At 64.4% G+C, this 25,811-nt stretch carries 24 protein-coding genes, 1 tRNA gene and 1 riboswitch; of the genes, 15 read left to right on the plus strand and 10 right to left on the minus strand.

The window, feature by feature from the left end; translation table 11 throughout:
• Positions 1–62 precede the first annotated feature (62 nt).
• The 4 genes from gcvP to gltX all read right to left on the minus strand — a co-directional run bounded on the left by gcvP (position 63) and on the right by gltX (position 6,214).
• Positions 63–2,903, minus strand: coding sequence for an aminomethyl-transferring glycine dehydrogenase (gcvP, locus tag JI744_RS17745; RefSeq protein WP_202662516.1), 2,841 nt, complete (start codon positions 2,901–2,903; stop codon positions 63–65).
• 97 nt (positions 2,904–3,000) lie between these two features.
• Positions 3,001–3,360 carry a glycine cleavage system protein GcvH gene (gene gcvH / locus JI744_RS17750; protein WP_202662517.1) on the minus strand — a complete coding sequence of 120 codons (360 nt, stop codon included), beginning with the start codon at positions 3,358–3,360 and terminating at the stop codon, positions 3,001–3,003.
• A gap of 9 nt (positions 3,361–3,369) precedes the next feature.
• Positions 3,370–4,479, minus strand: coding sequence for a glycine cleavage system aminomethyltransferase GcvT (gene gcvT, locus JI744_RS17755; RefSeq protein ID WP_202662518.1), 1,110 nt, complete (start codon positions 4,477–4,479; stop codon positions 3,370–3,372).
• A 149-nt stretch (positions 4,480–4,628) separates the two neighbouring features.
• A riboswitch (glycine riboswitch) is annotated at positions 4,629–4,732 on the minus strand.
• A 156-nt stretch (positions 4,733–4,888) separates the two neighbouring features.
• The gene (gene gltX / locus JI744_RS17760) at positions 4,889–6,214 is read right to left on the minus strand and encodes a glutamate--tRNA ligase (protein WP_202662519.1); all 1,326 of its coding nucleotides are present in this window, start codon (positions 6,212–6,214) and stop codon (positions 4,889–4,891) included.
• A 153-nt stretch (positions 6,215–6,367) separates the two neighbouring features.
• On the opposite strand from gltX, the gene JI744_RS17765 reads away from it, so the two are divergent.
• Together JI744_RS17765 and JI744_RS17770 are read left to right on the plus strand one after the other, a co-directional pair.
• Positions 6,368–6,778, plus strand: a complete 411-nt coding sequence (locus JI744_RS17765; protein ID WP_202662520.1) for a metallopeptidase family protein — start codon at positions 6,368–6,370, stop codon at positions 6,776–6,778.
• Positions 6,779–6,853: 75 nt separating this feature from the next.
• Positions 6,854–7,783, plus strand: a complete 930-nt coding sequence (locus JI744_RS17770) for an MBL fold metallo-hydrolase (RefSeq protein WP_202662521.1) — start codon at positions 6,854–6,856, stop codon at positions 7,781–7,783.
• Here the strand turns inward: JI744_RS17770 and JI744_RS17775 are convergent, their stop codons facing one another.
• A complete protein-coding gene (locus JI744_RS17775) occupies positions 7,784–8,326 on the minus strand; it encodes a hypothetical protein (RefSeq protein WP_236019529.1) in 543 nt (180 codons plus the stop codon).
• Positions 8,326–8,922 (minus strand): riboflavin synthase, encoded by a 597-nt coding sequence (locus JI744_RS17780; protein ID WP_202662523.1) that lies wholly within the window; start codon positions 8,920–8,922, stop codon positions 8,326–8,328. The genes JI744_RS17775 and JI744_RS17780 overlap by 1 nt, the downstream gene beginning before the upstream one ends.
• Positions 8,923–9,180: 258 nt before the next feature.
• Between JI744_RS17780 and JI744_RS17785 the strand changes: the two genes are divergently transcribed.
• The 3 genes from JI744_RS17785 (at position 9,181) to JI744_RS17795 (ending at position 13,628) form a co-directional block, all read left to right on the plus strand.
• Positions 9,181–10,398, plus strand: coding sequence for a capsule biosynthesis protein (locus JI744_RS17785; protein ID WP_202662524.1), 1,218 nt, complete (start codon positions 9,181–9,183; stop codon positions 10,396–10,398).
• 83 nt (positions 10,399–10,481) lie between these two features.
• Entirely contained in the window at positions 10,482–11,615 is a 1,134-nt protein-coding gene (locus JI744_RS17790) for a polysaccharide biosynthesis/export family protein (RefSeq protein ID WP_202662525.1), read from the plus strand.
• Positions 11,616–13,628, plus strand: coding sequence for a capsular polysaccharide biosynthesis protein (locus JI744_RS17795; protein WP_202662526.1), 2,013 nt, complete (start codon positions 11,616–11,618; stop codon positions 13,626–13,628).
• Positions 13,629–13,705: 77 nt separating this feature from the next.
• Here JI744_RS17795 and JI744_RS17800 read toward each other — a convergent pair whose 3' ends face one another.
• Positions 13,706–15,145 (minus strand): MORN repeat-containing protein, encoded by a 1,440-nt coding sequence (locus JI744_RS17800; RefSeq protein WP_202662527.1) that lies wholly within the window; start codon positions 15,143–15,145, stop codon positions 13,706–13,708.
• A gap of 145 nt (positions 15,146–15,290) precedes the next feature.
• On the opposite strand from JI744_RS17800, the gene JI744_RS17805 reads away from it, so the two are divergent.
• Both JI744_RS17805 and JI744_RS17810 read left to right on the plus strand, forming a co-directional pair.
• Positions 15,291–16,949, plus strand: coding sequence for an NAD+ synthase (locus JI744_RS17805; protein WP_202662528.1), 1,659 nt, complete (start codon positions 15,291–15,293; stop codon positions 16,947–16,949).
• Between the two features lie 76 nt (positions 16,950–17,025).
• A complete protein-coding gene (locus JI744_RS17810) occupies positions 17,026–17,346 on the plus strand; it encodes a YnfA family protein (RefSeq protein WP_236019530.1) in 321 nt (106 codons plus the stop codon).
• Here JI744_RS17810 and JI744_RS17815 read toward each other — a convergent pair.
• On the minus strand, positions 17,343–18,299 hold the full coding sequence (locus JI744_RS17815) for a 1-phosphofructokinase family hexose kinase (RefSeq protein WP_202662530.1): 957 nt from the start codon (positions 18,297–18,299) through the stop codon (positions 17,343–17,345). The two genes, JI744_RS17810 and JI744_RS17815, sit on opposite strands and share 4 nt — an antisense overlap.
• Before the next feature lie 3 nt (positions 18,300–18,302).
• Complete coding sequence (locus tag JI744_RS17820; protein WP_202662531.1) at positions 18,303–18,920, minus strand: hypothetical protein; 618 nt, start codon at positions 18,918–18,920, stop codon at positions 18,303–18,305.
• 159 nt (positions 18,921–19,079) lie between these two features.
• Here JI744_RS17820 and ribB point away from each other — a divergent pair, with 159 nt between their 5' ends.
• From ribB to JI744_RS17850, 6 genes are all read left to right on the plus strand, one after another.
• A complete protein-coding gene (gene ribB, locus JI744_RS17825) occupies positions 19,080–20,180 on the plus strand; it encodes a 3,4-dihydroxy-2-butanone-4-phosphate synthase (RefSeq protein ID WP_202662532.1) in 1,101 nt (366 codons plus the stop codon).
• Between the two features lie 3 nt (positions 20,181–20,183).
• Positions 20,184–20,684, plus strand: a complete 501-nt coding sequence (locus JI744_RS17830; RefSeq protein ID WP_202662533.1) for a 6,7-dimethyl-8-ribityllumazine synthase — start codon at positions 20,184–20,186, stop codon at positions 20,682–20,684.
• Positions 20,681–21,160, plus strand: a complete 480-nt coding sequence (gene nusB, locus JI744_RS17835) for a transcription antitermination factor NusB (protein ID WP_236019531.1) — start codon at positions 20,681–20,683, stop codon at positions 21,158–21,160. Before JI744_RS17830 ends, nusB begins: the two co-directional genes overlap by 4 nt.
• A gap of 70 nt (positions 21,161–21,230) precedes the next feature.
• Positions 21,231–21,632 (plus strand): META domain-containing protein, encoded by a 402-nt coding sequence (locus tag JI744_RS17840; protein WP_202662534.1) that lies wholly within the window; start codon positions 21,231–21,233, stop codon positions 21,630–21,632.
• A 65-nt stretch (positions 21,633–21,697) separates the two neighbouring features.
• Positions 21,698–22,015 (plus strand): hypothetical protein, encoded by a 318-nt coding sequence (locus JI744_RS17845; protein ID WP_202662535.1) that lies wholly within the window; start codon positions 21,698–21,700, stop codon positions 22,013–22,015.
• Between the two features lie 304 nt (positions 22,016–22,319).
• Positions 22,320–22,796 (plus strand): MmcB family DNA repair protein, encoded by a 477-nt coding sequence (locus JI744_RS17850; protein WP_236019532.1) that lies wholly within the window; start codon positions 22,320–22,322, stop codon positions 22,794–22,796.
• Between the two features lie 98 nt (positions 22,797–22,894).
• On the opposite strand, the gene JI744_RS17855 is transcribed toward JI744_RS17850, so the two are convergent.
• A complete protein-coding gene (locus tag JI744_RS17855; RefSeq protein WP_202662536.1) occupies positions 22,895–23,110 on the minus strand; it encodes a DUF6324 family protein in 216 nt (71 codons plus the stop codon).
• 101 nt (positions 23,111–23,211) lie between these two features.
• Between JI744_RS17855 and JI744_RS17860 the strand changes: the two genes are divergently transcribed.
• Positions 23,212–23,288 (plus strand) — tRNA-His (locus JI744_RS17860).
• A 97-nt stretch (positions 23,289–23,385) separates the two neighbouring features.
• The gene (locus JI744_RS17865; RefSeq protein ID WP_202662537.1) at positions 23,386–25,695 is read left to right on the plus strand and encodes a Tex family protein; all 2,310 of its coding nucleotides are present in this window, start codon (positions 23,386–23,388) and stop codon (positions 25,693–25,695) included.
• The last annotated feature ends 116 nt before the right edge of the window (positions 25,696–25,811 follow it).

The following is a 25,811-nucleotide window of genomic DNA, read 5'->3' on the forward strand; positions in this document are numbered from 1 at the left end:
CACCGCCCGAAGGTCCGCGAATAAATTTGGCCCCGGCGACAGGTCGCGCCGGGGCCAGATGGTTACTCCGCCGCCTGCATATAGCTTTCCACCGGCGGGCAGATGCAGGTCAGGTTGCGGTCGCCCCAGACGTTATCGACGCGGCCCACGGGCGGCCAATACTTGTCCACCCGGAAAGCTCCGGGCGGAAAGCAGCCCTGTTCGCGGCTATATTTGCGGTCCCAATCGGCCACCAGATCGTTGACCGTATGGGGCGCGTGGCGCAGCGGGCTGTCCTCGGGCGAAATCTCGCCCGCCTCGACCGATTTGATCTCCTCTCGGATCGCCAGAAGGGCGGTGATGAAGCGGTCGATCTCGGCCTTGGTTTCGCTCTCGGTCGGCTCCACCATCAGGGTTCCCGCAACCGGCCAGCTCATCGTCGGCGCATGGAACCCGTTGTCGATCAGGCGTTTGGCGATGTCATCCACCGTCACGCCGAACTCGGCAAAGGGGCGGGTATCCAGGATACACTCATGCGCGACCCGGCCCTTGTTGCCCATGAACAGGATCGGATAGGCGCCCTTCAACCGGCTGGCGATGTAGTTGGCGTTCAGGATCGCCACGCGCGTCGCCTGCGTCAGCCCCTCGCCGCCCATCATCAGGCAATAGGCCCAAGAAATCAGCAGGATCGAGGCCGAGCCATAGGGCGCCGCCGAAACCGGGCCTTCGATGCCACCCGTCTCGGGGTGGCCGGGCAGGAAGGGTGCCAGATGCGCGCGCACGCCGATGGGGCCCATGCCGGGGCCGCCGCCGCCATGGGGGATGGCAAAGGTCTTGTGCAGGTTCAGGTGGCTGACATCGCCGCCAATCTCACCCGGCTTCACCAGGCCAACCAGCGCATTCATGTTCGCGCCGTCGATATAGACTTGGCCGCCGTATTCATGGGTGATCTTGCAGACATCGCGCACCGTCTCCTCGAAAACCCCATGGGTCGAAGGATAGGTGATCATGCAGGCCGCCAGCTTGTCGCCCGCCTCTGCCGCCCGTGCCCGGAAATCGTCCAGATCCACGTCGCCGTTGGGCGAGGATTTGACGACCACCACCTCCATCCCCGCCATCTGAGCGCTGGCCGGGTTCGTGCCATGGGCCGAAACCGGAATAAGGCAGATGTTGCGATGGGTATCGCCCCGCGCGCGGTGATAGGCCTGAATGGTCAGCAGGCCCGCATATTCCCCCTGCGCGCCGGAATTGGGCTGCATGGAAAAGGCGTCATAGCCGGTGATCTCACATAGCTTCGCCTGCAAATCCTCAATCGCCTCGCGGTAGCCAAGCGCCTGATCCGGCGGCACAAAGGGGTGCAGGCTGCCGAATTCGGGCCAGGTGATCGGCATCATCTCCGCCGCCGCGTTCAGCTTCATCGTGCAAGACCCCAGCGGGATCATGGCGCGGTCCAGCGCAAGGTCACGGTCGGACAGGCGGCGCATATAGCGCATCATCTCGGACTCGGCCCGGTTCATGTGGAAGACCGGATGGGTCAGATAGTCCGAAGTCCGCAGCATCGCCTCGGGGAAGCCGATTTCCGCCTTGGCGGGCGGGGCTGAATGGATGCCAAAGGCGCGCAGCACACGGTGCAGCACGTCTTCGTTGCTGGTTTCATCCAAGCTGATGCCCACATGGTCAAGCCCGACCTTGCGGAAGTTCAAGCCCTCCAGCCGGGCTGCGGCCAGAATGCCCGCCTGCCCGACGCCGACCTCAACCGTGATGGTGTCAAAGAACGCCTTGGGTGGCAGGGTTGCCCCCGCATCGGTCAGCGCCTTGGCCAGACGGACGGTCAGCGAATGCACCCGCTCGGCAATCGCGCGCAGGCCCTTTGGCCCGTGGAAGACCGCATACATGGACGCCATGACGGCCAGCAGCGCCTGCGCCGTGCAGATGTTGCTGGTCGCCTTTTCGCGCCGGATATGCTGCTCGCGGGTCTGCAACGCCAGCCGGTAGGCCTTGTTGCCCCGCGCATCAATCGACACGCCGACAATCCGGCCGGGCATTGACCGCTTATGCTCATCCTTGCAGGCGAAAAACGCAGCATGCGGTCCGCCATAGCCCATCGGCACGCCGAAGCGCTGGCTGGACCCCACGGCCATATCGGCGCCCATCGCGCCCGGTTCCTTCAGCATCGTCAGCGCCAGAAGGTCGGTCGCCACCACCGCCACGGCCTTGGCGGCATGCAGCGCCTCGATCCACGGCGTCAGGTCGCGCACATGGCCCCAGGTGCCGGGATATTGAAAGATCGCGCCAAAGACCGCGCCCGCATCCATTTTGGCCGGATCGCCGACGATCACCTCAATCCCCAAAGGTTCGGCGCGAGTCTTGATCACTGCGGTGGTCTGGGGATGGCAGCTTTCATCGACGAAAAACGCCTTGGCCTTCGATTTCGCCACCCGCTCGGCCATGGTCATCGCCTCGGCCGCCGCCGTCGCCTCATCCAGCAGGCTTGCGTTCGCCACCGGCAGGCCGGTCAGGTCGGCCACCATGGTCTGATAGTTCAGCAGCGCCTCCAGCCGGCCTTGGGCAATCTCGGGCTGATAGGGCGTATAGGCGGTGTACCACGCCGGGTTTTCAAGAATGTTGCGCTGGATCGCAGGCGGGGTGACGGTGCCGTTATAGCCCTGCCCGATCAGGCTGGTCATCACCTTGTTCTTGGCCGCCACCTCGCGCATCCGCGCTAGCAGCTCATGTTCCGACAGGGGCGCCCAGCCCAAGGGCAGCGCCTGGCGGATCGACTGCGGCACCGTCTGGTCGATCAGATCGTCCAGCGAGATGACGCCGGTTGCGACCAGCATCTCCTCCATCTCGGACGGCGAGGGGCCGATGTGGCGGCGGTTGGCGAAATCATAGGGATCATAGTCGGTGGGTGTGAAGGTCATAGCCATACCTCAGGACATGAGTGGGCAAACCCCAAAGGGGGCCTGCAATGCGCTTCCTAGAAAACTGCCCGGAGCCTTGGGCATCCGGGCCGGATCATCAGGCGATGAAATCCTTGTATTCATCCTCGTCCATGAAATCGTCGAGGACCGACAGGTCATCCAGCTTCATCTTGAAGAACCAGGCGGCACCCAGCGGGTCTTCGTTCACCAGACCGGGGTTATCGACCAGCTTTTCGTTCACCGCGACAATCTCGCCATCGACCGGGGCCAGAATATCCGACGCGGCCTTGACGCTTTCGATCACGCTGATCTCATCGCCCGCCGCAACCACGGTTTCGGGTTCCGGCAGTTCGACAAACACCACATCGCCCAGCGCCTCGGACGCATGTTCGGTGATGCCGACAACGACCAGATCGCCCTCGACGCGCAGCCATTCGTGTTCCTTGGTGAATTTCATCGGTTTCCCTCAGCGTTTGTAGGTTGTGGGGTTGAAAGGCATGTCGGCCACAGTGACGGGCAGGCGCTTGGCCCTGACATCGCCCTCCAGCGCGGTGCCGGTTTTTGCTTGGGCCACAGGCACATAGCCCATGGCGATGGGCGCATTGACCGAAGGGCCAAAGCCGCCCGAGGTGATCTGCCCTGCCGGGGCATCGCCTGCGAAAAGCGCGGTCCCTTCGCGCATCGGTGCGCGTCCATCGGGGCGCAGGCCGACGCGGCGACGGCTTGGCCCCTCGGCCAGTTCCTTCAGGATATGCGCCGCACCGGGAAAACCGCCTTCGCGCGCGCCACCGGCCTTGCGCGCTTTTTGAATGGCCCAGACCAACCCCGCCTCAACCGGGCTGGTGGTGGTGTCGATGTCATGGCCGTAAAGGCAAAGCCCGGCCTCCAGCCGCAGACTATCCCGCGCACCAAGACCGATGGGCAGCACCTCTGGCATGTCCATCAGGCGGCGGGCAAAACCCTCGGCCTGCGCCATGGGCAAGGAGATCTCATAGCCATCTTCGCCGGTATAGCCCGACCGGCTGACCCACAGATCGCCGAACATTCCCACATCCATGAACCTCATCGCCGCCACGGCAGGTTCAATCCGCGCCAGCGCCGCCTCGGCCAAGGGGCCTTGCAGGGCCAGCAAAGCACGGTCCTGAATGAACTCCAACTCGGCCACATCGGCCAGATGGGCGCGCATATGGGCCACGTCGGCATGCTTGCAGGCGGCATTGACCACGACGAACAGATGATCGCCCCGGTTGGCGAACATCAGGTCATCCAGAATGCCGCCCGTTTCATTGGTGAACAGCCCATAGCGCTGCCGCCCCGCAGCCACGCCCAGCACGTCCACCGGCATCAGCGCCTCAAACCCCAGGCACAGCGCCTCCATGCCCGCCTTTGGCCGCAGGATCACCTGCCCCATATGCGACACATCGAACAAACCGGCAGCGGCGCGGGTATGCAGGTGCTCTTTCATCACCCCGGCCGGATATTGCACCGCCATCTCATAGCCGGCAAAGGGCACCATCTTGCCCCCCAGTTCGACATGCAGGTCATGCAGACCCAAACGCAGAAGTTCTTCGGCCAAAGCCGCCTCCATCTCTGCCGGTCATTCAGACAGCCCGGCACCGTACAGACAGTTCCCCTGCCCTCGGTGCCCCCTCTGTCCCTGCCCTTTCGGGGCGCCTGAGATCGTTATCCCTTCGGCGGGCGCATCCGCGCCACTCTCCAGAGTCTTTTGCCAGAACGGTCCGTTCGCCTGAGAGTTTACCGGGGCGGTTGCTCCTTCGGCACCGACGCAAGACCCAAAAGGCCCCGCCGGATTCTCCCGATCCTGACGGTCGCAACCTAATCCAGAAGCGTCGCATCTGGCAAGTGCCAGAGTGCAACTGCATACCGAATGGGCAAAGGAAAAGGGCGCCCCGAACCGGACGCCCCTAACTTCCTCTTGGCAAAAATACTCCGGGGTCCGGGGCAGCGCCCCGGCGGCTGATGCCTCACACCACCGGCAGCTTTTGCAGCAAGGGCAGCACATCGGCCATTTCCGGCCCATGCCCCTGCCCCGTCAGCGCCAGACGCAACGGGCGGAACAGATCCTTGCCCTTGCGGCCCGTCGCCTCTTTCACCGCCGCAGTCCATTCGCCCCAGGTCGCAGTGGTCCAGGGCTGGGCGGGCAGCAGGGCGATGGCCTGGCGCACGAAATCGCGGTCAGCGTCGTCTACCACTGGCACTGCGCCGTCGCGGAACAGCACCCACCAGCCCTCCAGATCGGCCAGCACGGTGATGTTGGCCTTGGCCACGTTCCAGAACGCCTCGGCCTTGTCGGCGGGCACGCCTAGATCGGCAATCCGGGTCTGAACGGCCGAAAACGGCAGACTTTGCACATGGTGGCGGGTCAGGGGGAACAGGTCTTCGGCGTCAAACTTGGTGGGGGCTGCGCCAAAGCTGCCGATGTCGAACCCGTCGATCAGCTCTTGCATCGACGACACCAGCTCCACGGGTTTCGACGACCCCAGCCGCGCCATCAGGCTCAAGAGCGCCAGCGGCTCCACCCCCCGCGCCCGCAGGTCGCGCAGCGAGAGAACGCCCAACCGCTTCGACAATTCCTCGCCCTTCGCGCCGGTCAGCAGCGAATGGTGGGCAAAGGTCGGCGGGGTGCCGCCCAGCGCCTGCATGATCTGGATCTGCGTCGCGGTGTTGGTCACATGGTCGGCCCCGCGCACGATATGGGTGACGCCCATATCCACATCATCGACCGACGAGGCGAAGGTATACAGCACCTGCCCGTCGGCCTTGATCAGCACCGGGTCCGACACCGAGGCCGCATCAATCGAGATTGGGCCGATGATGCCATCGGTCCATTCAATCCGTTCCTGATCCAGCCGGAACCGCCAATAACCCTGCCGTCCCTCGGCGCGGAAGGCATCCTTCTCGGCCTCGGTCAGCTTCAGGCTGGCGCGGTCATAGACCGGCGGGCGACCCATGTTCAAAAGCTTCTTGCGCTTCAGGTCCAACTCGGTCGGCGATTCAAAGCATTCGTAAAACCGCCCCGCAGCCTTCAACTGCTCGGCCGCCTCGCGGTAACGGTCTAGCCGTTTCGATTGCTGCTCTACCCGGTCAAACTTGATGCCCAGCCATTCCAGGTCGGCAAACAGACCGTCGATATATTCCTGCTTTGAGCGTTCCTGATCGGTGTCATCCAGCCGCAGAATGAACGTGCCGCCGTTCTTTCGCGCGATCAGATAGTTCATCAGGGCGGTGCGCAGGTTGCCGACATGGATATAGCCGGTGGGCGAAGGCGCAAAGCGGGTGACGGTGGTCATGGGGGAAGGCTCCGTTGAACCCCGGCTGATTGTCACATGGGGGGGCGTTTGTCCAGTTTCACCGCATCGCGCCCCCGCCGGGCAGGCGCGCCAAATTTCTTCGACCGAATTTGGCCGCTTGCCCGCCGCCCCCGCCCCTCTTACCCTGCCCGCATGACCCGCCCCGGCCCCGAAATCATCGCCCCCGATCTGATGATGATCGAACAACTCGCCCATGGTGCGGTTGCGGCCCTGCCCGAACCCTACCGCGCCGCCGCCACCCATGTCGGCCTGCGGGTCGAAGATTTCGCGCCCGACGAAATTCTGGAGGCGATGGGTGTGGACAGCCCCTATGATCTGACCGGCCTTTATGAAGGCACGCCTCTGACGGAAAAGTCGGTCACCGACCAGCCCAACCACCCCGATGTGATCTGGCTGTTCCGCAAGCCCATTCTGGATGAATGGATCAGCCGGGGCGATGTCTCGCTGGCCGAACTGGTGACGCATGTGATGATCCACGAACTGGCGCATCACTTCGGTTGGTCCGATGCCGATATTGCGGCGGTGGACCCGTGGTGGGAATAATCGCGCATCTGTGAGGTGGGATTTCGCGCCATCCGCGCTACCTTTGGTTGACCTCAAAACCAAAGGACACCCCAGATGACCCTGCAAGTCTCGCGCCGCAATGCGCTGATCGCTGGCGCCACCCTGCCCTTTGCGCCGCTGCTTTCCACCCCCGCCCGCGCCGCAGCCCCGCTGCAAGGCCCCGCCCCCCAAGGCTTTTCCCGCCTGAAACTTGGCGGGTTCGAGGTGACGCCCCTGCTGGCCGGCACCCGTGCGATGGACAAGCCCCAGGAAACCTTTGGCACCAATGCCAGCCCCGAACAATTCGCGGCCCTGTCGGCGGAAAACTTCATTCCCAATGACAAGTCGGTCAATTTCTTTACCCCCGTGCTGGTGAATACGGGGGCAGAGCTGATCCTGTTTGATACCGGCCTTGCGCCCGAAGGGGTCACCGCCGCCCTGTCAAAGGCCGGGGTGACGCCCGATCAGGTGGATGTGGTGGTGCTGACCCATATGCACGGCGACCATATCGGCGGGCTGTCGGGCGATGCAGGCGTGACATTCCCGAAGGCACGTTATGTCACCGGGCAGGCCGAATTTGACCATTGGGCGCAGGCCGGGAACGAAGGGTTCGACACCAAGGTCAAACCCTTGGCCGACAAATTCACCTTCCTTGACGATGGCGGCAGCGTCGCCTCGGGTATCACCGCCGTCGCGGCCTTTGGCCATTCGCCGGGGCATATGGCCTTTCATCTGGAAAGCGCGGGCCAGCGGCTGATGCTGACCGCCGATACCGCCAACCACTATGTCTGGTCGCTGCAACGCCCCGACTGGGAGGTACGGTTTGATGCCGACAAGGCCGCCGCCGCCCAGACCCGCAAGGACATTTTCGGCATGATCGCCGCCGACCGCATCCCCTTTATCGGCTATCACATGCCCTTTCCCGCCGCCGGGCATGTCGAGGACAACGGCGAGGGCGGGTTCCGCTTTGTCCCGCTCAGCTATCAGTTGCTGTTTGATGCCTGATCAAACGGCAAAATAGCGGTCTGCCGGAAGGTAGGCCGCCAGCCGCCCCGCCGCGCACCAGTCACGCTCCAGCGGCGCATCGCCCACCAGAACCACCCGGTCGCCGGGGGTCTTGCCCAGAATGTCCCGAATGGCTGCCGCCATGGCCGGGAACGGCAACAGCACATGCGGGGCTGGGTGGGTGGCATCCAACACGGCGTTGCTGGCCAGCAACGATGGCGACAGCGGGGCCACGGCCAGCCCGATGCGCCCGGCCCCCGCAATCGCCGCCAGCTTGGCCACCTCGGCCATGGGGATCACGGGCGACAAGGCCCGCACCCGCAAGGCATTGGAAGAAAACAGAAACGCTACCACATCATGCCCGGTCTGCGCCCGGACCGAGGCATAGGTTTTGTAGTCCAGCCCCAATTCCTTCGCCCGTCGCACCCGGTTCCGCACCACCTCAATCGGCAGGGTCGGCAACAGCACCTCTCGTGCGGCGGTCCAGCAATGCTTGCGCCAAGAGGTGCCGCCCTCCATCGTCGGGCCGTTGTTGTGCCCCATCAGCCCCATTCGCGCAGCCGGGCGACATAACGGGCCATGGTATCCACCTCCAGGTTCACCTTGTCGCCCAGTTTCACCCCGCCCCAGGTGGTCACCTTTTGCGTATGGGGAATGAAGTTGATGCCGAAATCGCGGCCCTCCACCTCATTCACCGTCAGCGAGGTGCCGTTCAGCGCCACCGACCCCTTGGGCGCAATGAACTTCGCCAACTCCTCCGGTGCGCGGAAAGTCACACGCAGGCTGTCGCCCTCGGGGCGCAGGCCCACCACCTCGGCCACGCCATCGACATGGCCCGACACGATATGCCCGCCCAGCTCATCCCCCACCTTCAGCGCGCGTTCAAGGTTCAGCCGCTTGCCAACGCTCCAGCCTGCAAGGTTGGTCTTGGAAACCGTCTCGGCGCTGATTTCCACGTCAAACCAGTTTTTCGGAGCAGACCCCAGCGCCACCACCGTCAGGCAAACCCCCTCACAGGCAATCGAAGCGCCAATATCGATCCCTGCCGGATCATAAGCCGTCGCAATCCGCGTGCGCAGGTCGCCGCGCTGCTCCAGCTCCAGAATCTCGCCCATATCGGTCACAATGCCGGTGAACATCCGCCCGCTCCTATCCGTTTGACCCAGAGGTAACGGCCCTGCCCCTGCCCTGCAAGTCCACAGACCCGCACCATTGGGGCCGCAAATTTGCCGCGCCGCCAAATTAACCGTTAACCCGATGACAGCGCCCCATTGCGAAACCTGCAAGCCTGCGCAAACTGGGGCCGGGTGTGTGAAAGTAACCAAGTGACGGGTAAGGGACGCAACTTTCTTTTCTTGCAAGGGCCGCATGGTCCTTTTTTCGGGCAACTCGCGCGGATGGTCTCTGCTGCGGGGTCAGAGGTGTGGCGCGTCGGGTTCAACCGGGGCGACCGGGTGTTCTGGCCGCTGAAATCGCGCTTTGTCGCCTATCAGGGCAGGCCAGAGGATTGGGCAGCAACCTGCTGCACCCTGCTGGCCGACAAGGGCATCACCGATCTGGTGCTTTATGGCGATACCCGCCCGATTCACGCCCAGGCCGTGGCTGCGGCGCGGGCAGCAGGCATCACCGTGCATGTCTTCGAAGAAGGCTATCTGCGCCCCTATTGGGTGACATATGAACGCGGCGGATCGAACGGCCATTCGCGCCTGATGCAAACCAGCGTTGCCGAGATGCAGGCGGCGCTGGCCAAGGTTGATATGGACCTGCCCGACGCACCCGCCCGCTGGGGCGACATGCGCCAGCATATCTTCTGGGGCGCGCTTTATCACTGGCACGTCCTGACCGGCGGCAAGGAATACCCCGCCTTCCGCCCCCACCGAGACCTGACGGTCGGCCAAGAGTTTCTGATTTATTGCCGCCGCCTTGCGCTGCTGCCCATTCACCGCTGGGAACGGATGCTGGCAAGCTGGCGCATCCGGCATGGCGGCTTTCCCTATCATCTGGTGTTGCTGCAACTGGAACATGACGCCAGCTTTCGGATGCATTCACCCTTCCGCTCGATGACTGATTTTCTTGATGTGGTCCTCGACGGCTTTGCCAAGGGTGCGCCGCCGCACCACCACATCGTTTTCAAGGCCCATCCGCTGGAAGACGGCCGCGTGCCGATGCGGTCCACCCTGCGCCGGCTGGCGCGGGCCTATGGCGTGGCCGACCGGGTGCATTGGGTGCGGGGGGGCAAACTGGCCGGGCTGCTGAACCAGGCACGCAGTGCGGTGACGGTGAATTCCACCGCAGGCCAACAGGTACTGTGGCGCGGCCTGCCGCTGAAAGTGTTCGGCGAAGCGGTCTATGCCAAGCCTGAATTCGTCTCGTCCCAGCCGCTGCCCGACTTTTTCACGCAAGCCAACCGCCCCGACAGCCGCGCTTACCGCGATTATCGCCACTATCTGTTGGAAACCAGCCAGATCCCCGGCGGCTTCTACAGCTCGCGGGCGCGGCGCGATCTGCTGCGACAGGTTGTGGACATGCTACTGCAACCCGAAGACCCCTATGATGCCCTGACCAATGGAAAAGCGGCACCAAGGCAACAGTTGCGCGTCGTCAGCCGGTCGTGAAACGTCGCGCTGGCAATTTGTTCCGCCTTTCTGTAGGTTTGCCGACAAAAGTTGAGACAAACTCCAGATAAGGAGTGCGAGCAGTGCGCATTTTTACCTCAAGGGCGGCGAAAGCCGTGTGCCTTGTCGCGCTTGTCGCGGCAACCGCAAGCTGCGGCCTGCCCCGGTCTGGCCCGACAAAGCGGGAAATCTTTCAAGGCTCCGTGCTGAAAAAGGGCGATGCCTTTATCGTCACGGTGAATTCGCGGGTGACGCGGGTCACCTCGGTCACTCCGGCCTTCGGGTTCTCCTCCGGGTTCCAGACCGCAGGCGTCATCGGGTCGGATGTCATCGCCCCGGGCGACCGGCTGGGTTTGACGATCTTTGAAAACGTCAAGGATGACCCGCTTTTGGGCAATACCGGCCAGCGCGTGTCGCAACTGCAAGAGGTGCAGGTGGATGGGCAGGGCTATATCTTCGTGCCCTATGCCGGCAAGGTGAAGGCGTCGGGGCAAACGCCTGACAGCCTGCGCCAGATCGTTACCCGCAAGCTGGATACGCAAACCCCCGACCCGCAGGTGCAGGTGCAGCGCGTGGCGGGCGATGGTTCGACCGTCACCATGTCCGGCTCGGTCGGCGCGCAGGGGGTGTTCCCGATTGAACGCGGTACGCGCACCCTGTCGGCCATGCTGGCCAAGGCGGGCGGCGTATCGATTGAGCCCGATATCGCGATTGTCCGCGTGACCCGTGGCAACAAGTCGGGCAAAGTCTGGCTGCGCGATCTTTACGCCAACCCGTCGCTCGACATTGCGCTGCGCCCCGGCGATATCGTCACCGTCGAGCCCGACAACCGCGCCTTTGTGGCCTTGGGTGCCACCGGCCAGCAAAGCCGCGTTCCGTTCAAGAACCAGAACCTTTCGGCGCTGGAGGCGCTTGCCATCGTCGGCGGCCTGAATACCGCCACTGCCGACCCGACAGGCGTTTTCGTTCTGCGCAACGAACCAGCCGAGATTGCCAATGCCGTCCTTGGCCGCAAGGATCTGACCGGCGATCAGCGCATGGTCTATGTGCTGGATCTGACCCAGCCGACCGGCCTGTTCGAAGCCCGCGACTTTCTGGTGCGCGACGGCGATACGGTTTATGTGACCGAAGCGCCCTATGTGCAGTGGCAAAAAACCCTTTCCGCGATCACCGGCGCCACGGGCACCGCAAGTTCGCTGGCCAACGCGGGCGGCTAAGTGGCCGATGACCTGATCGAAACAGCCGCCGGGCCGCTACCCCGGCGGCTGTTTTATTATTCCGGTGGCTTTTTGTGGCAACGCCGGGTGCGGCGCATTCTGGAACTAACGGGGCACGACTTGCGCCTTGGCCTGCCCGGTCCGGGTGATGGCGTGGTGGTCTGGGGCCAGTCCCCCCGCGCCGCGCGAGGGCTTACCGTGGCCGCCCGGCGGGGCGTGCCGGTGGTGCGGGTCGAAGATGCCTTCCTGAGGTCCTTGCGTCCCGGCCGGGCGGGCGATGCGCCACTTGGCTTGCTGATCGACGGGCGCGGCGTGCAGTTCGACGGCAGCGCGCCCTCGGATCTGGAGCATTTGCTGGCTACTCACCCCTTGGACGATTCGAACCTTTTGCTGCGGGCAAGGCAGGGGATTGACCGGCTTCGCGCATCTGACCTATCAAAATACAACATTCACACCGAAATGGCGGCCCCGCCGCCCGGCTATGTGCTGCTGGTCGATCAGGTGCACGGCGATGCCTCGGCCCCCGATCCTGCCGCCTTTCCCGCCATGTTGGCGCAGGCGGTCGAGGATCATCCAAACGCCCGCATCGTCATCAAGGCCCACCCGGAAACCGTGCTTGGCCTGCGCCGCAGCCATTTCGCCGCCCCGCTGCCGCCCAATGTCAGCCTGTGCGCCGATCCGGTATCGCCCTGGCGGCTGCTGGAGGGGGCGATTGCGGTCTATACCGTCAGTTCGCAGATGGGATTCGAGGCGATTTTGGCCGGGCACCGCCCCAAGGTGTTCGGCCAGCCCTTTTATGCCGGTTGGGGCCTGACCGACGACCAGTTCCCCATTCCCCGGCGCAAACGCAGCCTGACCCGCGCGCAACTTTTTGCAGCTGCAATGATCCTTGCCCCCCGCTGGTATGACCCCTGCCGCGACCGGCTTTGCAGCTTTGAACAGGCGCTGGACCAGATGGAGGCAGAGGTGCGCGCCTTTCGTCTGGACCGCGCGGGCCATGTGGCCGTGGGGATGCGACTGTGGAAACGCGGGCCGATGCAGGCGGTGTTCGGGCGGCCGAAGCCCCTGATCTTTCAGAACAACCCTGCCAAGGCACAGGCCCGCGCCGCGCAGACGGGCCGCAGCCTGCTGATCTGGGGCGACAAGGCGCCCGATCTGGCGGGCCTGCGGATGGAAGATGGGTTCCTGCGCTCTCGGGGGCTTGGGGCCGAACTGGTGCCCCCCCTGTCGCTGGTGGTCGATGATCTGGGCCTTTATTACGACCCTGCCCGCGAAAGCCGCCTTGAGCGGCTGATCCTGTCGCCCCTGCCACCGGGCGGGGCCACCCGTGCCGAACGGCTGCGGGAGCGGATTGTGGCGCTTGGCCTCAGCAAATACAACCTGACGGGCGATCTGCCCGACCTGCCACAAGGCCACCGCATCCTTGTGCCCGGCCAAGTTGAAGATGACGCCTCAATCCGTTGCGGAACCACAGAAATCCGCACAAACCTTGATCTGCTACGCGTCACCCGTGCCGCCAACCCCGATGCTGTACTTTTGTACAAGCCACATCCCGATGTCGAGGCTGGCCTGCGGCCCGGTGCGATTGATGCAACAGTCTTTGCCGATGCCGTCATGACCGCCGCCGACCCCATCGCACTGATCCTCGCCTGTGATGAGGTCTGGACGATGACCTCGCTTCTGGGGTTTGAGGCGCTGTTGCGCGGCAAACCCGTCACCACCCTTGGCGCGCCCTTCTATGCCGGTTGGGGGCTGACCCGCGATCTGGGAAACCCGCCCCTGCGCCGCAGGCAGGCCACCGATGGCCACCCCCTGCCGCGCCCGACGCTGGACCATCTGGTCCATGCCGCGCTGATCGGTTATCCGCGCTATGCCGATCCGGTCACCCGCCGCCCCTGCCCGCCAGAGGTGGTGGTGGACCGGCTGGCCAGCCCCATATCCCAACCACGCCGCCTGCACATTTTGGCCAAGGCGCAAGGCGCGCTGGCGGGCTGGGCGCATTTGTGGAGGTGACTCACGAAGGCGCGTACGGTGCCACACATACATTGCGCTAATAAGGTGCGTGATTTCACGCACCGTTTCGCCACCAGTCAGTTCCCCGCCGGTGCGACCGCTTCGGCAGGGGCCGTGCCCTCAGGCAGCGGCCCGGTCAGGATGCCAGCCTTCCAGATGCCTTCGCTGACATCGCCGGCTTTGTAGGTCAGCTTGCCCGCGCCCTCGCGCTTGCCCTTGGCAAAGCCGCCGACATAGACGTCACCCGAAGGATAGCTGGCGGTGCCCTGCCCCTCCATCTCGCCGCCCGTCCAGTCGCCGGAATAGGTGAACCCGTCCGGTTGGGTCAGATCGCCTTTGCCTTCGCGCAGACCGGCCTTGAAGCCGCCCGCATAGGTGGTGCCATCGGGCCAGACCGCCTTGCCCATCCCGTCGCGCAGACCCGCTTTCCAGTCGCCGTCATAGCGGTAGCCGTCGGCATAGGTCATCACGCCCTTGCCCTCGGGTTTCCCACCCGCGAAGGCGCCGTCATAGACAGCCCCCCCCTTGTAGGTGGCGCGCCCGGTGCCTGCCATCACCCCGGCCTGCCACTGTCCGTCATAGGTTTCGCCGTCAGGATAGGCGATCTTGCCGCGGCCGTCGGGCAAATCATCCTTGAACCCGCCCTCGTAAACCGAGCCGTCGGCATAGGTCAGCCGCCCCTGCCCCTGCATCCGCCCAGCAACCCAGGCCCCGACATAGGACGACCCGTCCTTGGCGGTAAACGCGCCCTTGCCCTCGCGCTTGTCGGCCTTGAACGTGCCCTGATAAAGCCCTCCCTCGGCATAGGTCACCTTGCCCTCACCATCCCGCAGACCATCAATAAACGGGCCTTCATACACATCGCCCGACGGCTGGGTCAGCTTGCCCATCCCGTTGATCTGCCCGGCTTTCCAGTCGCCGACATAGGTCAACCCGTCTGGCATGATCAGCGTTCCGGTGCCGTCGCGCTCATCCGCTTTCAGCTCGCCCTCATAGGTGGTGCCATCGGGCCATTTGATACGGCCTTTACCTTCCTTGCGCCCGTCGAGCCAGGCCCCCTCGTACCGATAACCGCGATCATCGGTCAGCACGCCCTGCCCGTGGTGCTTGCCATCGGCAAAGGCACCCTCATAGGTGGTGCCATTGGCATAGGTTGCCTTGCCATGGCCGGTCATCTTGCCGCCGGTCCAGTTGCCCTCGTACGTTCCGCCATCGGCAAAGGTAATCTTGCCCTGCCCCTCTGGCTTGCCCGCGACGAACTGCCCCTCATAGACCGACCCGTTTGGATAGCGTGCGCGGCCCTGCCCGGCGATTTCGCCCTTCACCCATTCCCCGGTGTATTCAAAGCCGTTGGGCAGCCGGTAGGTGCCGGTGCCGTCCTGCACCCCGTCCTTGAACGTGCCCTCATAGACCGAACCGTCATCATACTGCTTGGTGATGACCTCTTGCGCCAGCGCACTGCCCGCGCCCAGCGCAATGGCCGCCGCAACCCCGATCTGCAAACGCAAGAAATCCATGGTCCGCCCACTCCTTATGCGGGCGGAACCCTAGCCGCACCAACCTTGACCTGACAAGCGCCCGCTTACCGCTGGGCGGCCTCACAGGCTTTCCCTCGCGCGCGAACCTGATAGAACCACCCCAAGACGCGCAAGAGAGGCCCCGATGACCAACCGCTTCCGACTGACGCTTGTTCAGGCGAACCCGACCGTGGGGGCCATTGCCGCCAATGCCGCCCGCGCGCTGGAATTCTGGGCCGAAGGTCGGGCGGCGGGGTCCGAAATGGTCGCCCTGACAGAGATGTTCCTGACCGGCTATCAGACGCAGGATCTGGTGATGAAACCCGCCTTTGCCGCGCATGCGATGAAGGCGCTGGGGGAATTGGCAGCCAAAATCACAGATGGCCCGGCGCTGGGGATCGGCTGTCCCTGGGTGCAGGACGGCAAACTGTATAACGCCTGGCATGTGCTGGCCGAGGGCAAGATTACGGTCACGGTGCTGAAACACGAATTGCCGAATGACTCGGTATTCGATGAAAAGCGCGTTTTTGCCGCCGCCCCGCTGCAAGGCCCCTACCGCATTGGCCCGCTGCGCATCGGCACGCCCATCTGCGAAGATGCCTGGCACGCCGAAGTCGCCGAAACCCATGCCGAAAGCGGCGCGCAAATTCTGCTGGTGCCCAATGGCTCACCCTATCATCGCGGCAAACCGGCGGTGCGCACCAATCTGATGGTCTACCGCGTCGTCGATACCGGGCTGCCGCTGGTTTATCTGAACATGGTCGGCGGGCAGGATGATCAGGTGTTCGACGGCGCATCCTTTGTGCTGAACCCGGGCGGAGAGCTGGCGGTCCAGATGCCGCAGTTCGATGAATGCGTGACCCATGTCGATTTTGAAGAAACCGCAACCGGCTGGCGCGCCCTGCCCGGCGAAAAGGCGCTGATCCCCAAGGTGGTCGAGGCAGATTACCGCGCCATGGTCATGTCGGTGCAGGATTATTTCGCCAAGACCGGGTTTTCGAAGGCCGTCCTTGGCCTGTCGGGCGGGGTGGATTCCGCGCTGGTCGCCGCCATCGCCGCCGACGCCCTTGGCCCCGAAAACGTGCGCTGCGTCATGCTGCCCTCGCGCTTTACCTCTGCCCATTCGCTGGAGGATGCGGCGGCGGTTGCCACGGCCCTTGGCACCCGGCTGGACACCGTGTCGATCGGGGATCCGCAAGAGGCGGTGGGCTCCGCCCTTGGGGCCCTGTTCGAAGGCACCAAGCCGGGCGTGACGGAAGAAAACATCCAGTCCCGCCTGCGCGGCGTCCTTCTTATGGCGATTTCCAACAAGTTCGGTGAAATGCTGCTGACCACCGGCAACAAATCGGAAATGGCGGTCGGCTATTGCACGATCTATGGCGACATGAACGGCGGCTATAACCCACTGAAAGACCTGTATAAAACCCGCGTCTTCGAAACCTGCCGCTGGCGGAACGAAAACCACCGCCCGTGGATGCAGGGGCCTGCGGGCGTGGTCATTCCCGAGCGCGTCATCGAAAAGCCCCCGTCCGCCGAGTTGCGTGACAACCAGAAAGACGAAGACAGCCTGCCGCCCTACCCCGTCCTTGATGCCATCCTTGACGGTCTCGTGGAACGAGAGGCCAGTGTCGCCGATCTGGTGGCCGAAGGGTTTGAACGCGCCACGGTGAAAAAGGTCGAACACCTCCTTTATATCAGCGAATACAAACGCTTCCAGGCCGCCCCCGGCACAAGGCTGACCAAACGCGCCTTCTGGCTCGACCGCCGCTACCCCATCGCCAACCGCTGGCGGGATGACACCTGACACCTTCCCCTTCTGGAAATATCCCACGGGGGTCCGGGGGTGTGAAACCCCCGGCGCTCGGCCAAAGGAACCGCCCTTGACCTTCGCGCTCTACGCCTTCGCCGCCCTTTTCGAGATCACCGGCTGCTTTGCCGTCTGGCACTGGTGGCGGCAGGGCGCCAGCGCACTCTGGCTGATCCCCGGCGCCCTTGCGCTTGCGGGGTTTGCCTTTCTGCTGGCCCTCACCCCGCCCTCGCATGCGGGTCGCAGCTTTGCGGCCTATGGCGGCGTCTATATCGCCGCCTCGCTGCTCTGGCTGTGGCTGGTTGAAGGCACCCGCCCCGGACTGTCTGACCTGAGCGGCGCGGCGCTGGCCCTGCTGGGTGCGGGCGTAATCCTGTGGGGCGCGCGGGGTTAGACTTCGGTCACTTCGGCCTGTGGCAACAGGCGCTGCACATCTTCGGGGCGGCACAACTGGGTGGCATCGGTGACCACCGCCGCCGCAGCAGCTGCAGAGCCGAAGGCAAGCGCGCGGTCTGCCGCCTCGCCCCGCGCCAGCGACAGAACGAAGGCCGCGACAAAGCTATCACCCGCCCCCACCGCGCTTTTCACCGCCACCTTCGGCGCGGCAGCAAACAGCCGCAAACCGGCATCCACCAGCACATTGCCATCGGCCCCGCGCGCCACGATCACCCGGCCCGCCACGCCTCGCCTGACCAGATCCTGCGCAAAATCAGCCGTCTGCCCACGGGTCCGCAAACTGCGCCCCGCCAGCCCTTCGGCCTCTTCGCCGTCCATGCGCAGCACGGCCAGCCCCGGAATAGGGTGTTCCACGGCCTGCACCAAGGCCGCGCCAGAGGTGTCAAGCACCACCTGCACATCCGGCATCGAACCTGCCAGTTGCGCCGGAAAATCACGCGGCACCCCCGGTGGCTGGCTGCCAGAGATCACGGCAAAACCGCCGGGGCGTGAGGTCGCGCGCAATAGGGTGAACACCCGCGCGCGGTCTTCCTCGGCCCAGGTCGGGCCGGGCAGCAGGAAACGGTATTGCCGCCCGGTCTCGCCCTCGGTCACGGTCAGCGACTGACGTGTTTCGCCGGGGCCGTGGATGGCAAGAAAGGTGATGTCCTCGGCCCTGATCAACCCGGCCAGCCGGTCGCCCGTCAACCCGCCCAAAGCCACCAGCGCCAAACTGTCGCCGCCCAAAGCCTTGATCGCGCGGCTGACGTTCAGCCCGCCTCCGCCGGGGTCAAGCAACGGATCGGTGCAGCGCAGCTTTTCCCCCGGCACCATCCGCGCCACATCGGTCGCCATATCCAGCGCCGGGTTCAGCGTCAGCGTCAGAATGGGAACCTGCGGCGGATGGGTCATGGCCTAGCCGCCCGACTTGGTGGCTTCGGCCGTGAACACCTCATCCGTCACCTCTATCTCGGTCTCGAAACTGCCGGTCTTGGCAGAATTCTTGTCGCGCAACGTGGTGATCAGACGGTATTTTCCCGGCCCCAGCCCCTCAAAGTTATAGGTTACATCGGCGGCAAATTCGCGCACCTTGGCCCGCACGGCATAATCGATCTCAGTGATGCCCGCCATATTGGCCAGCTCTTGCCCGTCCTGTCCCATCACCTGAAGGTCGACGTAAAAGCCCACCTTCACAATGCCCTCGCCGCCATCGCCATACCCAAAACCCTGCGGTTCGGCATAAAGCTGGATCGGCTCTCCTTGCTTATAAAGGGTATTTTCGCGTGGATTATAAAGACCATAGCCGGCAGAGCGTTCTGTGACCGGAAAGGCGTTAAGAAAGGTCAGGCCGGGCAACTGATCCCACAGCGCGGCCTTCATCTCCTCCGCAGCGGCCAAGGCCCCCGCGAAATCGCCGCTTTCGGCCAGTTGATCGGCCTTTGCCGCCTGATCGGCCACCGGCCCGGCATGGGCCAGCCCCGGGGCCAGCAGCGGGCCAAGGGCCAGCAGAACGGCGGCTATCACCCCGGTCATGGATCTGGCAGCAGGCATCCGGCACTCCATCCTTGTTCGGGGCCGATGATAGGGGGCAACGCACCATCCGCCAAGCGCCCGTATGCACATTTGCCGCAGGTACTGGCCTTTCGGGGCGACGGGGGGTAAGCCTTTCGAAACACATCTTGCGGGGCGATCATGACCGATACGCAAACCGACTATTCCGATGCCATCTCCTCTATCGAGGAAATCATCGATGATGCCCGCAACGGGCGCATGTACATTCTGGTGGACCATGAGGACCGCGAGAATGAGGGCGACCTTTGCATTCCCGCCCAATGGTGCACCCCGCAGGCGATCAACTTCATGGCCACCTACGGGCGCGGCCTGATCTGCCTGACCCTGACGGGCGAGCGGGTGGACCAGTTGGGCTTGCCGTTGATGAGTCCCAAGAACTCGTCCCGCCACGAAACTGCCTTTACCCTGTCGATCGAGGCGCGCGACGGCGTTTCCACCGGCATTTCCGCCGCAGACCGCGCGCTGACCGTGGCGGTGGCGATTGATCCGGCCAAAGGGGCCGCCGACATTGCGACCCCCGGCCATATCTTTCCGTTGCGCGCCAAGGATGGCGGTGTGCTGGTGCGCACCGGCCATACCGAGGCGGCGGTGGATGTGTCGCGGCTCGCGGGCCTGAACCCATCGGGTGTGATCTGCGAGGTGATGAACGATGACGGCACCATGGCGCGGCTGCCCGATCTGGTGGTTTTTGCCCGCAAGCACGGGCTGAAGATCGGCACGATCAGCGATCTGATCGCCTATCGTCGCCGGCATGACAATCTGGTGCGCGAAACCTCGGTCCGCGGGGTGCATTCGGCTCATGGCGGCGACTGGCTGATGCGGGTCTTTGCCGATCAGACGCAAGGGGCCGAACATATCGTGCTGTCCAAGGGCGATCTGTCGGGTGATGCGCCGGTTCTGGCGCGGGTGCATTCGCTGAACGCGCTGGAGGATGTGCTGGGCATCGGCGGTACGCATGTCGGCGCGCTGCACGGCGCAATGCAGGTGATTGCCGAGGCCGGACGCGGCGTGGTCGTGCTGCTGCGCGACACCGCGATGCGGCTGGATGATGACGGCACGCCCTCGCCCCAGACGCTGCGGCAATACGGGCTGGGCGCGCAGATCCTCGCCGCCCTCGGGCTGACACAGATCACCCTTGTCACCAACTCCACCACGCCGAAATTCGTCGGACTAGAGGCATATGGCCTGACGATCTGCGGCACCCAATCCATCCCGGAGTAAATCATGGCCGGTTCGGAAAGCCATTACATCCTGCCGCTGCCCACGTTTGACAAGCCGGTACGCCTGCTGATCGTCGTGGCCCCCTGGTACAAGGACATCACCGACAATCTGGTGGCCGGGGCGCAGGCAACGGCGGCAAAATGCGGTACGACGGTAGAGGTGATCGAGGTGCCGGGTGCCTTGGAAATTCCCACCGCCATCGGCATTGCCGAACGCATGGGCGATTTTGATGGCTATGTGGCGCTTGGCTGCGTGATCCGGGGCGAGACGACGCATTACGAAACCGTCTGCAACGATTCGTCGCGCGCCATCACCCTGTTGGGGTTGCAGGGCCTGTGCATCGGTAATGGCGTGCTGACGGTGGAAACCCTTGCCCAGGCCGTGGTGCGCGCCGATCCTGCCGATCAGGACAAGGGCGGCGGTGCTGCCGCTGCGGCCTTGCATCTGGTCGCCCTTTCGCGCAAATGGGCCGGCCAGACCAAGGGGATCGGATTTCGGCCATGACCGGCGCTGACGGCAAGCAAGACAAGAAACAGATGCGCTCTGCCGCGCGGCTTTATGCCGTGCAGGCGTTGTTCCAGATGGAAACCTCTGGTCAGACGGTCAAGGCCGTCTGCCGAGAGTTCGAGGTGCACCGCTTTGGCGCCACCTATGACGAGGGCGAGTTTGCCGAGGGCGACGTCGATCACTTCCGCGAAGTGGTGGAAAAGGCCGTCAACTGGCAGGGCAAGATTGACCAGATGACCGACCGCGCGCTGGTGGCAGCCTGGCCCATTGACCGGATCGACCCGGTGATCCGCGCCCTGTTCCGCGCCGCGGGGGCAGAGCTGGTCGATATGGGCACGCCGCCCAAGGTCACGATCAACGAATATGTCGATGTCGCCAAGGCGTTCTTTCCCGACGGCAAGGAATCGAAATTCGTCAACGCCGTCTTGGACCATATGGCCCGCGAGGCGCGGCCACAGGCTTTTTCGGCCTGAGTTTACCATCTCGTAACCTTGTTGCGCGACAGTCGCACAGGAATGTCGCACAGGATTGAGGAGCCGCCCGATGACCCTTCGTCTTGCTGCGCTTGCCTTTGCGCTGGCCACGCTGGCCCTGCCAGCCCGCGCCGATCTGGCCGGAGAGGTGCCGCAGGTTCTGCGGCTTCAATGGTCGCTGGCAGAGGTGGATGGCCAGCCCGCAGGGTATCCGGCCACCTTCAGCCTTGGCGATGACGGCCGGATTTCGGGTCAGGCCCCCTGCAACCGCTATTTCGGCGGCGTCGATGGCACGTTGCCCGACTTTCGGCCCACCGGGCTGGGGGCCACGCGGATGGCTTGCGATCAACTGGCGCAGGAACAGGCCTATCTGACCCTGCTGCAAGGGGCCGACCGGCTGACATGGTCTGACTGCGAACTACATATCTCTGGCGCGGGCCACTTTCTGGTCTTTCGCCGCCCGCTGGACTGACCTGCGACAAAACGGGCCTTTCCAACGCTGCCCGTGGTGCTAGGCTGCCCGGATCGGAGGACCGCATGCCCAAACTCGTCGCACTTTACATTCGCTCTGTCGCCATCGGTTTCGCCATTTCTGCGGTGTTTCTGACCGTTCTGGTCGGTTTGAACGTGGCGGGATTGCGTGGTCTGATCATGGGATCATCCTCGGGCTGGATCGCAGGAGCGATGCTGTTCATGTCGAATGGCATCATCTTTGCCGGGGTGCAGTTCGGCATCGCGGTTATGGGAATGGCAGAGCCGCCAGAAGGGCCGCGCGGCGGCAACAAAGCGCCCGTCACTTTGGCCACGCTGTCCCCCATCAGATTGGAAAGCCGAATCCCGTCACGCCGCCGCTGACCCGCTGCCCAAAACAGCCGCCAAAGCCCCGCCAAGCGGGGCTTTTTCGTCCGGTACTGTGCTTGAGGTGGCGGGCCCGCAGCGGCCGTGGAGCGCAGGTTTTTCCCGAGAGCCAGAGGTCTCAGGTGGGCGCCAGGTAACAAGACCAGAATCTTGCCAGAGCCAGCCCCCGTTCGGTTGCTTATCGGCCACTGGAAAAGTTGGCTCGCACGAGAAGAGCAGCACCCGCCACCTGTTTATGTAGGCGCAACCGGGGCGCGGGGCAAGGCTTGCAGCGCGTTCACCTTTGGTTCATGATCGCAGGATGGACCAGATGCCTGCCCCCGTGCCAGAAACCCTGCCGCCCATGCCCGGCCAGCGCCTTGCGCGTGGCGTGGCCCGCGCCTTGCGGCAGTTCGATTTTGTCAGCGTGGAAGAGCTGGTGCCCACCCCCGGCCTGCGGGTCGATCTGATGGCTCTGGGGCCAAAGGGTCAGGTCTGGATCATCGAATGCAAATCCAGCCGGACCGATTATCTGACAGACCGCAAGTGGCAGGGCTATCTGGAGTGGTGCGACCGCTTTTTCTGGGCGGTGGACGGCGATTTTCCGACCGACCTACTGCCCGAGGGAACAGGCCTGATTCTGGCCGATGCCTATGATGCCGAGATTCTGCGGATGGGCCCTGACACGCCGCTGCCCGCCGCCCGCCGCAAGGTGATGGTGCAGAAATTCGCGCGCCACGCCGCGATGCGGTTGCAGGGCTACCGCGACCCCGGAGTGGCTGGTCTGGTCGATTTTTGAAGCGCCGGCAGCAGGGGTTCGCCCCCCGCGACCATGGTTTCCCGGACCAATGGCGCAACCATGGTCGCACCCGTGGGATATTTAGGAACAGATGATGATCAGCGCCGTTTTTTCGGCTTGCCACCCGCGCCGATTTCACGCGCGGCTTCGGCGGCGGCGCGCAGTTCCTCGGCGATTTCCTCGGCCTCTTCCGGGTCGAAATCCAGCGGCAGTTCGACGCCGCCCTCGGCCTCGATATAGATCCGCACCATGCCTTGATCGGTCGGCCCGATCTGGATATTCGCCGCGATGTCGCTTTGCTTGTCGATGCTCATGGCTGACCTCCTGTCCTTTTCTCCGGCCCTAACGCGCGACGCGCCTTGTGGCAATCCTCCTCTTGCAATCACCGCCGACCGGGGGTAAACGGCCCGCGAGTGCCGACATAGCTCAGTTGGTTAGAGCACCAGATTGTGGATCTGGGGGTCCCCCGTTCGAGCCGGGGTGTCGGTACCATTCCTCCTTGCACTCATGTCAGACCGCAGCGCCCAATCCGGGCCTTGCCATGGATGCGCCCATGGCTATGGTCGCCCCTCCGACCCGGAGGAATCGCATGACCGACACCAGCACTCGCATCGCCAACACCATCGCCGCCGAGATCGGCGCCCAAGCCCGGCAGGTGATAGCGGCAGTCGATCTGCTGGACGGCGGCGCTACGGTGCCCTTTGTCGCGCGCTATCGCAAAGAGGTGACGGGGGGTCTGGATGATACCCAGTTGCGCAATCTGGCCGACCGCCTGACCTATCTGCGAGAGATGGAGGCGCGCCGCGCGGCTGTGGTGGGGTCAATCACCGAGCAGGGCAAGATGACCGATGCGCTGGCCCTGTCGCTGGCCCGCGCCGTTACCAAGGCCGAGATCGAAGACATCTACCTGCCCTACAAGCCCAAGCGCCGCACCCGCGCGATGATTGCGCGCGAAAACGGGCTGGGGCCGCTGACCGATGCCATTCTGGCCGACCGCATGGCCGACCCTGCCGCACTTGCGGCGGGCTATATCACCGAGGCCGTGCCGGATGTGAAAGCCGCGCTGGAAGGTGCCCGTGACATCGTGGCTGAAGGGCTGGCCGAAAACGCCACCCTGCTGGGCCGGTTGCGCGGGCATATGAAGCAAGCCGGCCGGCTGGCGGCCAAGGTGGCTGAGGGCAAAGAGGCCGAAGGCGCCAAATTCTCGGATTACTTCGCCCATAACGAGGCCTGGGCCACCGCCCCCAGCCACCGCGTTCTGGCCATGCTGCGCGGCCAGAAAGAGGGGTTCCTGTCGATTGACCTAGAGGTGGACCCCGACGCCCCGCGCGGCGACAGCCCCAGCGAACGGGCCTGCGGTGCCGAATTGCAGGCCGCAGGGCGTGGCCCCGGCGATGCCTGGCTGCGAGAGGCCGCCGCCTGGGCATGGCGGGTGAAGCTGAAAACCAGCCTGACGCTAGACCTGATGGGAGAAATGCGCGACCGCGCCGAGGCCGAGGCGATCAACGTCTTTGCAAGGAACCTCAAGGACTTGCTGCTGGCCGCCCCGGCGGGCGGCAAGGCGACGATGGGGCTGGACCCCGGCATCCGCACCGGCGTGAAGGTGGCAGTGGTCGATGCCACGGGCAAGGTTCTGGGCACGGATACGGTCTATCCGTTCCAGCCCAAGAACGATTTGCGCGGCGCGCAGGTGGCGATTGCGCAACTGATCGCGCGCCATGGGGTCAAGCTGATCGCCATCGGCAATGGCACCGCCAGCCGCGAGACGGAAAAGATGGTGGCAGAGTTGCTGGCCCATCTGCCGGGCGAAAAGCCGGTCAAGGTGATTGTCAGCGAAGCCGGTGCCTCGGTCTATTCCGCCAGCGAACTCGCAGCGCGGGAGTTTCCCGATCTGGATGTGAGCTTGCGCGGCGCGGTTTCCATCGCCCGCCGTCTGCAAGACCCCTTGGCGGAGCTGGTGAAGATCGAACCCAAAAGCATCGGCGTCGGCCAGTATCAGCATGATGTGGACCAGTCGCGCCTTGGCCGCAGTCTGGAGGCGGTGGTCGAGGATGCGGTGAACGCCGTGGGGGTGGACCTGAACACCGCCTCGGCCCCGCTGCTGGCGCGGGTGTCGGGGGTTGGCGCGTCGCTGGCCGATGCCATCGTGGCGCACCGCGATGCGAACGGCCCCTTTGCTACCCGGCGCGAGTTGCTGAAGGTCGCCCGCCTTGGGCCAAAGGCGTTTGAACAAGCGGCCGGGTTCCTCCGGATCACCGGGGGGAAAGAGCCGCTCGATGCGTCCTCGGTCCACCCCGAAGCCTATGATGTGGCGCGCAAGATCGTGGCCGCCTGCGGGCGCGACATCCGCACCCTGATGGGCGACAGCGCCGCGCTGCAAAAGGTCAGCCCCGCCGCCTTTGTCGATGACAAATTCGGCCTGCCCACGGTGCGCGACATTCTGGCCGAGCTGGAAAAGCCCGGCCGCGACCCGCGCCCGACCTTCAAGACCGCGACCTTTGCCGAGGGGGTCGATGACATCAAAGACCTGAAACCCGGCATGGTTCTGGAAGGCACCGTGACCAACGTGGCCGCCTTTGGCGCGTTCGTGGATATCGGAGTACATCAGGACGGGCTGGTCCATGTCAGTCAGTTGTCGGACCGCTTTGTCAAAGACCCGCATGAGGTGGTGAAGGCGGGGGATGTGGTCAGGGTGCGGGTGACCGAGGTGGATGTGCCAAGAAAACGCATCGGCCTGACGATGAAATCCGATGGCGGGGCTTCGGCCAAGGATGCGCAACGTGAACGCGGGGCACCGCCGCCGCAAAAGGGCCGCGCGCCCGCTCAGATGAGCAGCGCACCCAAGGCCGATGGCGGGAACGCCTTTGCCGATGCGCTCAAGGGCAAGTTCGGGCGGTAACGCCCCCCTCACCCTACCCTCTCCCCCAAGGGGAGAGGGGGTCTGCATCGGCCACGCAGCACAACGCGACAAAAGGGGCGCCTTCCCTCTCCCCTTGGGGGAGAGGGTCAGGGTGA

The organism is Fuscibacter oryzae, assembly GCF_016765795.1.
Lineage (GTDB): Bacteria > Pseudomonadota > Alphaproteobacteria > Rhodobacterales > Rhodobacteraceae > Fuscibacter > Fuscibacter oryzae.

Coding starts and splice junctions, on each gene's coding strand:
- JI744_RS17815 (WP_202662530.1), bottom strand. CDS start 18,299: ATGACCCATCCGCCGCAGGTTCCCATTCTGACGCTGACGCTGAACCCG.
- JI744_RS17830 (WP_202662533.1), top strand. CDS start 20,184: ATGGCCGGTTCGGAAAGCCATTACATCCTGCCGCTGCCCACGTTTGAC.
- JI744_RS17770 (WP_202662521.1), top strand. CDS start 6,854: ATGACCCTGCAAGTCTCGCGCCGCAATGCGCTGATCGCTGGCGCCACC.
- JI744_RS17805 (WP_202662528.1), top strand. CDS start 15,291: ATGACCAACCGCTTCCGACTGACGCTTGTTCAGGCGAACCCGACCGTG.
- JI744_RS17780 (WP_202662523.1), bottom strand. CDS start 8,922: ATGTTCACCGGCATTGTGACCGATATGGGCGAGATTCTGGAGCTGGAG.
- JI744_RS17845 (WP_202662535.1), top strand. CDS start 21,698: ATGCCCAAACTCGTCGCACTTTACATTCGCTCTGTCGCCATCGGTTTC.
- gcvH (WP_202662517.1), bottom strand. CDS start 3,360: ATGAAATTCACCAAGGAACACGAATGGCTGCGCGTCGAGGGCGATCTG.
- JI744_RS17775 (WP_236019529.1), bottom strand. CDS start 8,326: ATGGGGCACAACAACGGCCCGACGATGGAGGGCGGCACCTCTTGGCGC.
- JI744_RS17840 (WP_202662534.1), top strand. CDS start 21,231: ATGACCCTTCGTCTTGCTGCGCTTGCCTTTGCGCTGGCCACGCTGGCC.
- gcvP (WP_202662516.1), bottom strand. CDS start 2,903: ATGACCTTCACACCCACCGACTATGATCCCTATGATTTCGCCAACCGC.
- JI744_RS17820 (WP_202662531.1), bottom strand. CDS start 18,920: ATGACCGGGGTGATAGCCGCCGTTCTGCTGGCCCTTGGCCCGCTGCTG.
- JI744_RS17865 (WP_202662537.1), top strand. CDS start 23,386: ATGACCGACACCAGCACTCGCATCGCCAACACCATCGCCGCCGAGATC.
- JI744_RS17855 (WP_202662536.1), bottom strand. CDS start 23,110: ATGAGCATCGACAAGCAAAGCGACATCGCGGCGAATATCCAGATCGGG.
- JI744_RS17800 (WP_202662527.1), bottom strand. CDS start 15,145: ATGGATTTCTTGCGTTTGCAGATCGGGGTTGCGGCGGCCATTGCGCTG.
- ribB (WP_202662532.1), top strand. CDS start 19,080: ATGACCGATACGCAAACCGACTATTCCGATGCCATCTCCTCTATCGAG.
- JI744_RS17765 (WP_202662520.1), top strand. CDS start 6,368: ATGACCCGCCCCGGCCCCGAAATCATCGCCCCCGATCTGATGATGATC.
- JI744_RS17850 (WP_236019532.1), top strand. CDS start 22,320: ATGGACCAGATGCCTGCCCCCGTGCCAGAAACCCTGCCGCCCATGCCC.
- gltX (WP_202662519.1), bottom strand. CDS start 6,214: ATGACCACCGTCACCCGCTTTGCGCCTTCGCCCACCGGCTATATCCAT.
- JI744_RS17785 (WP_202662524.1), top strand. CDS start 9,181: ATGGTCTCTGCTGCGGGGTCAGAGGTGTGGCGCGTCGGGTTCAACCGG.
- nusB (WP_236019531.1), top strand. CDS start 20,681: ATGACCGGCGCTGACGGCAAGCAAGACAAGAAACAGATGCGCTCTGCC.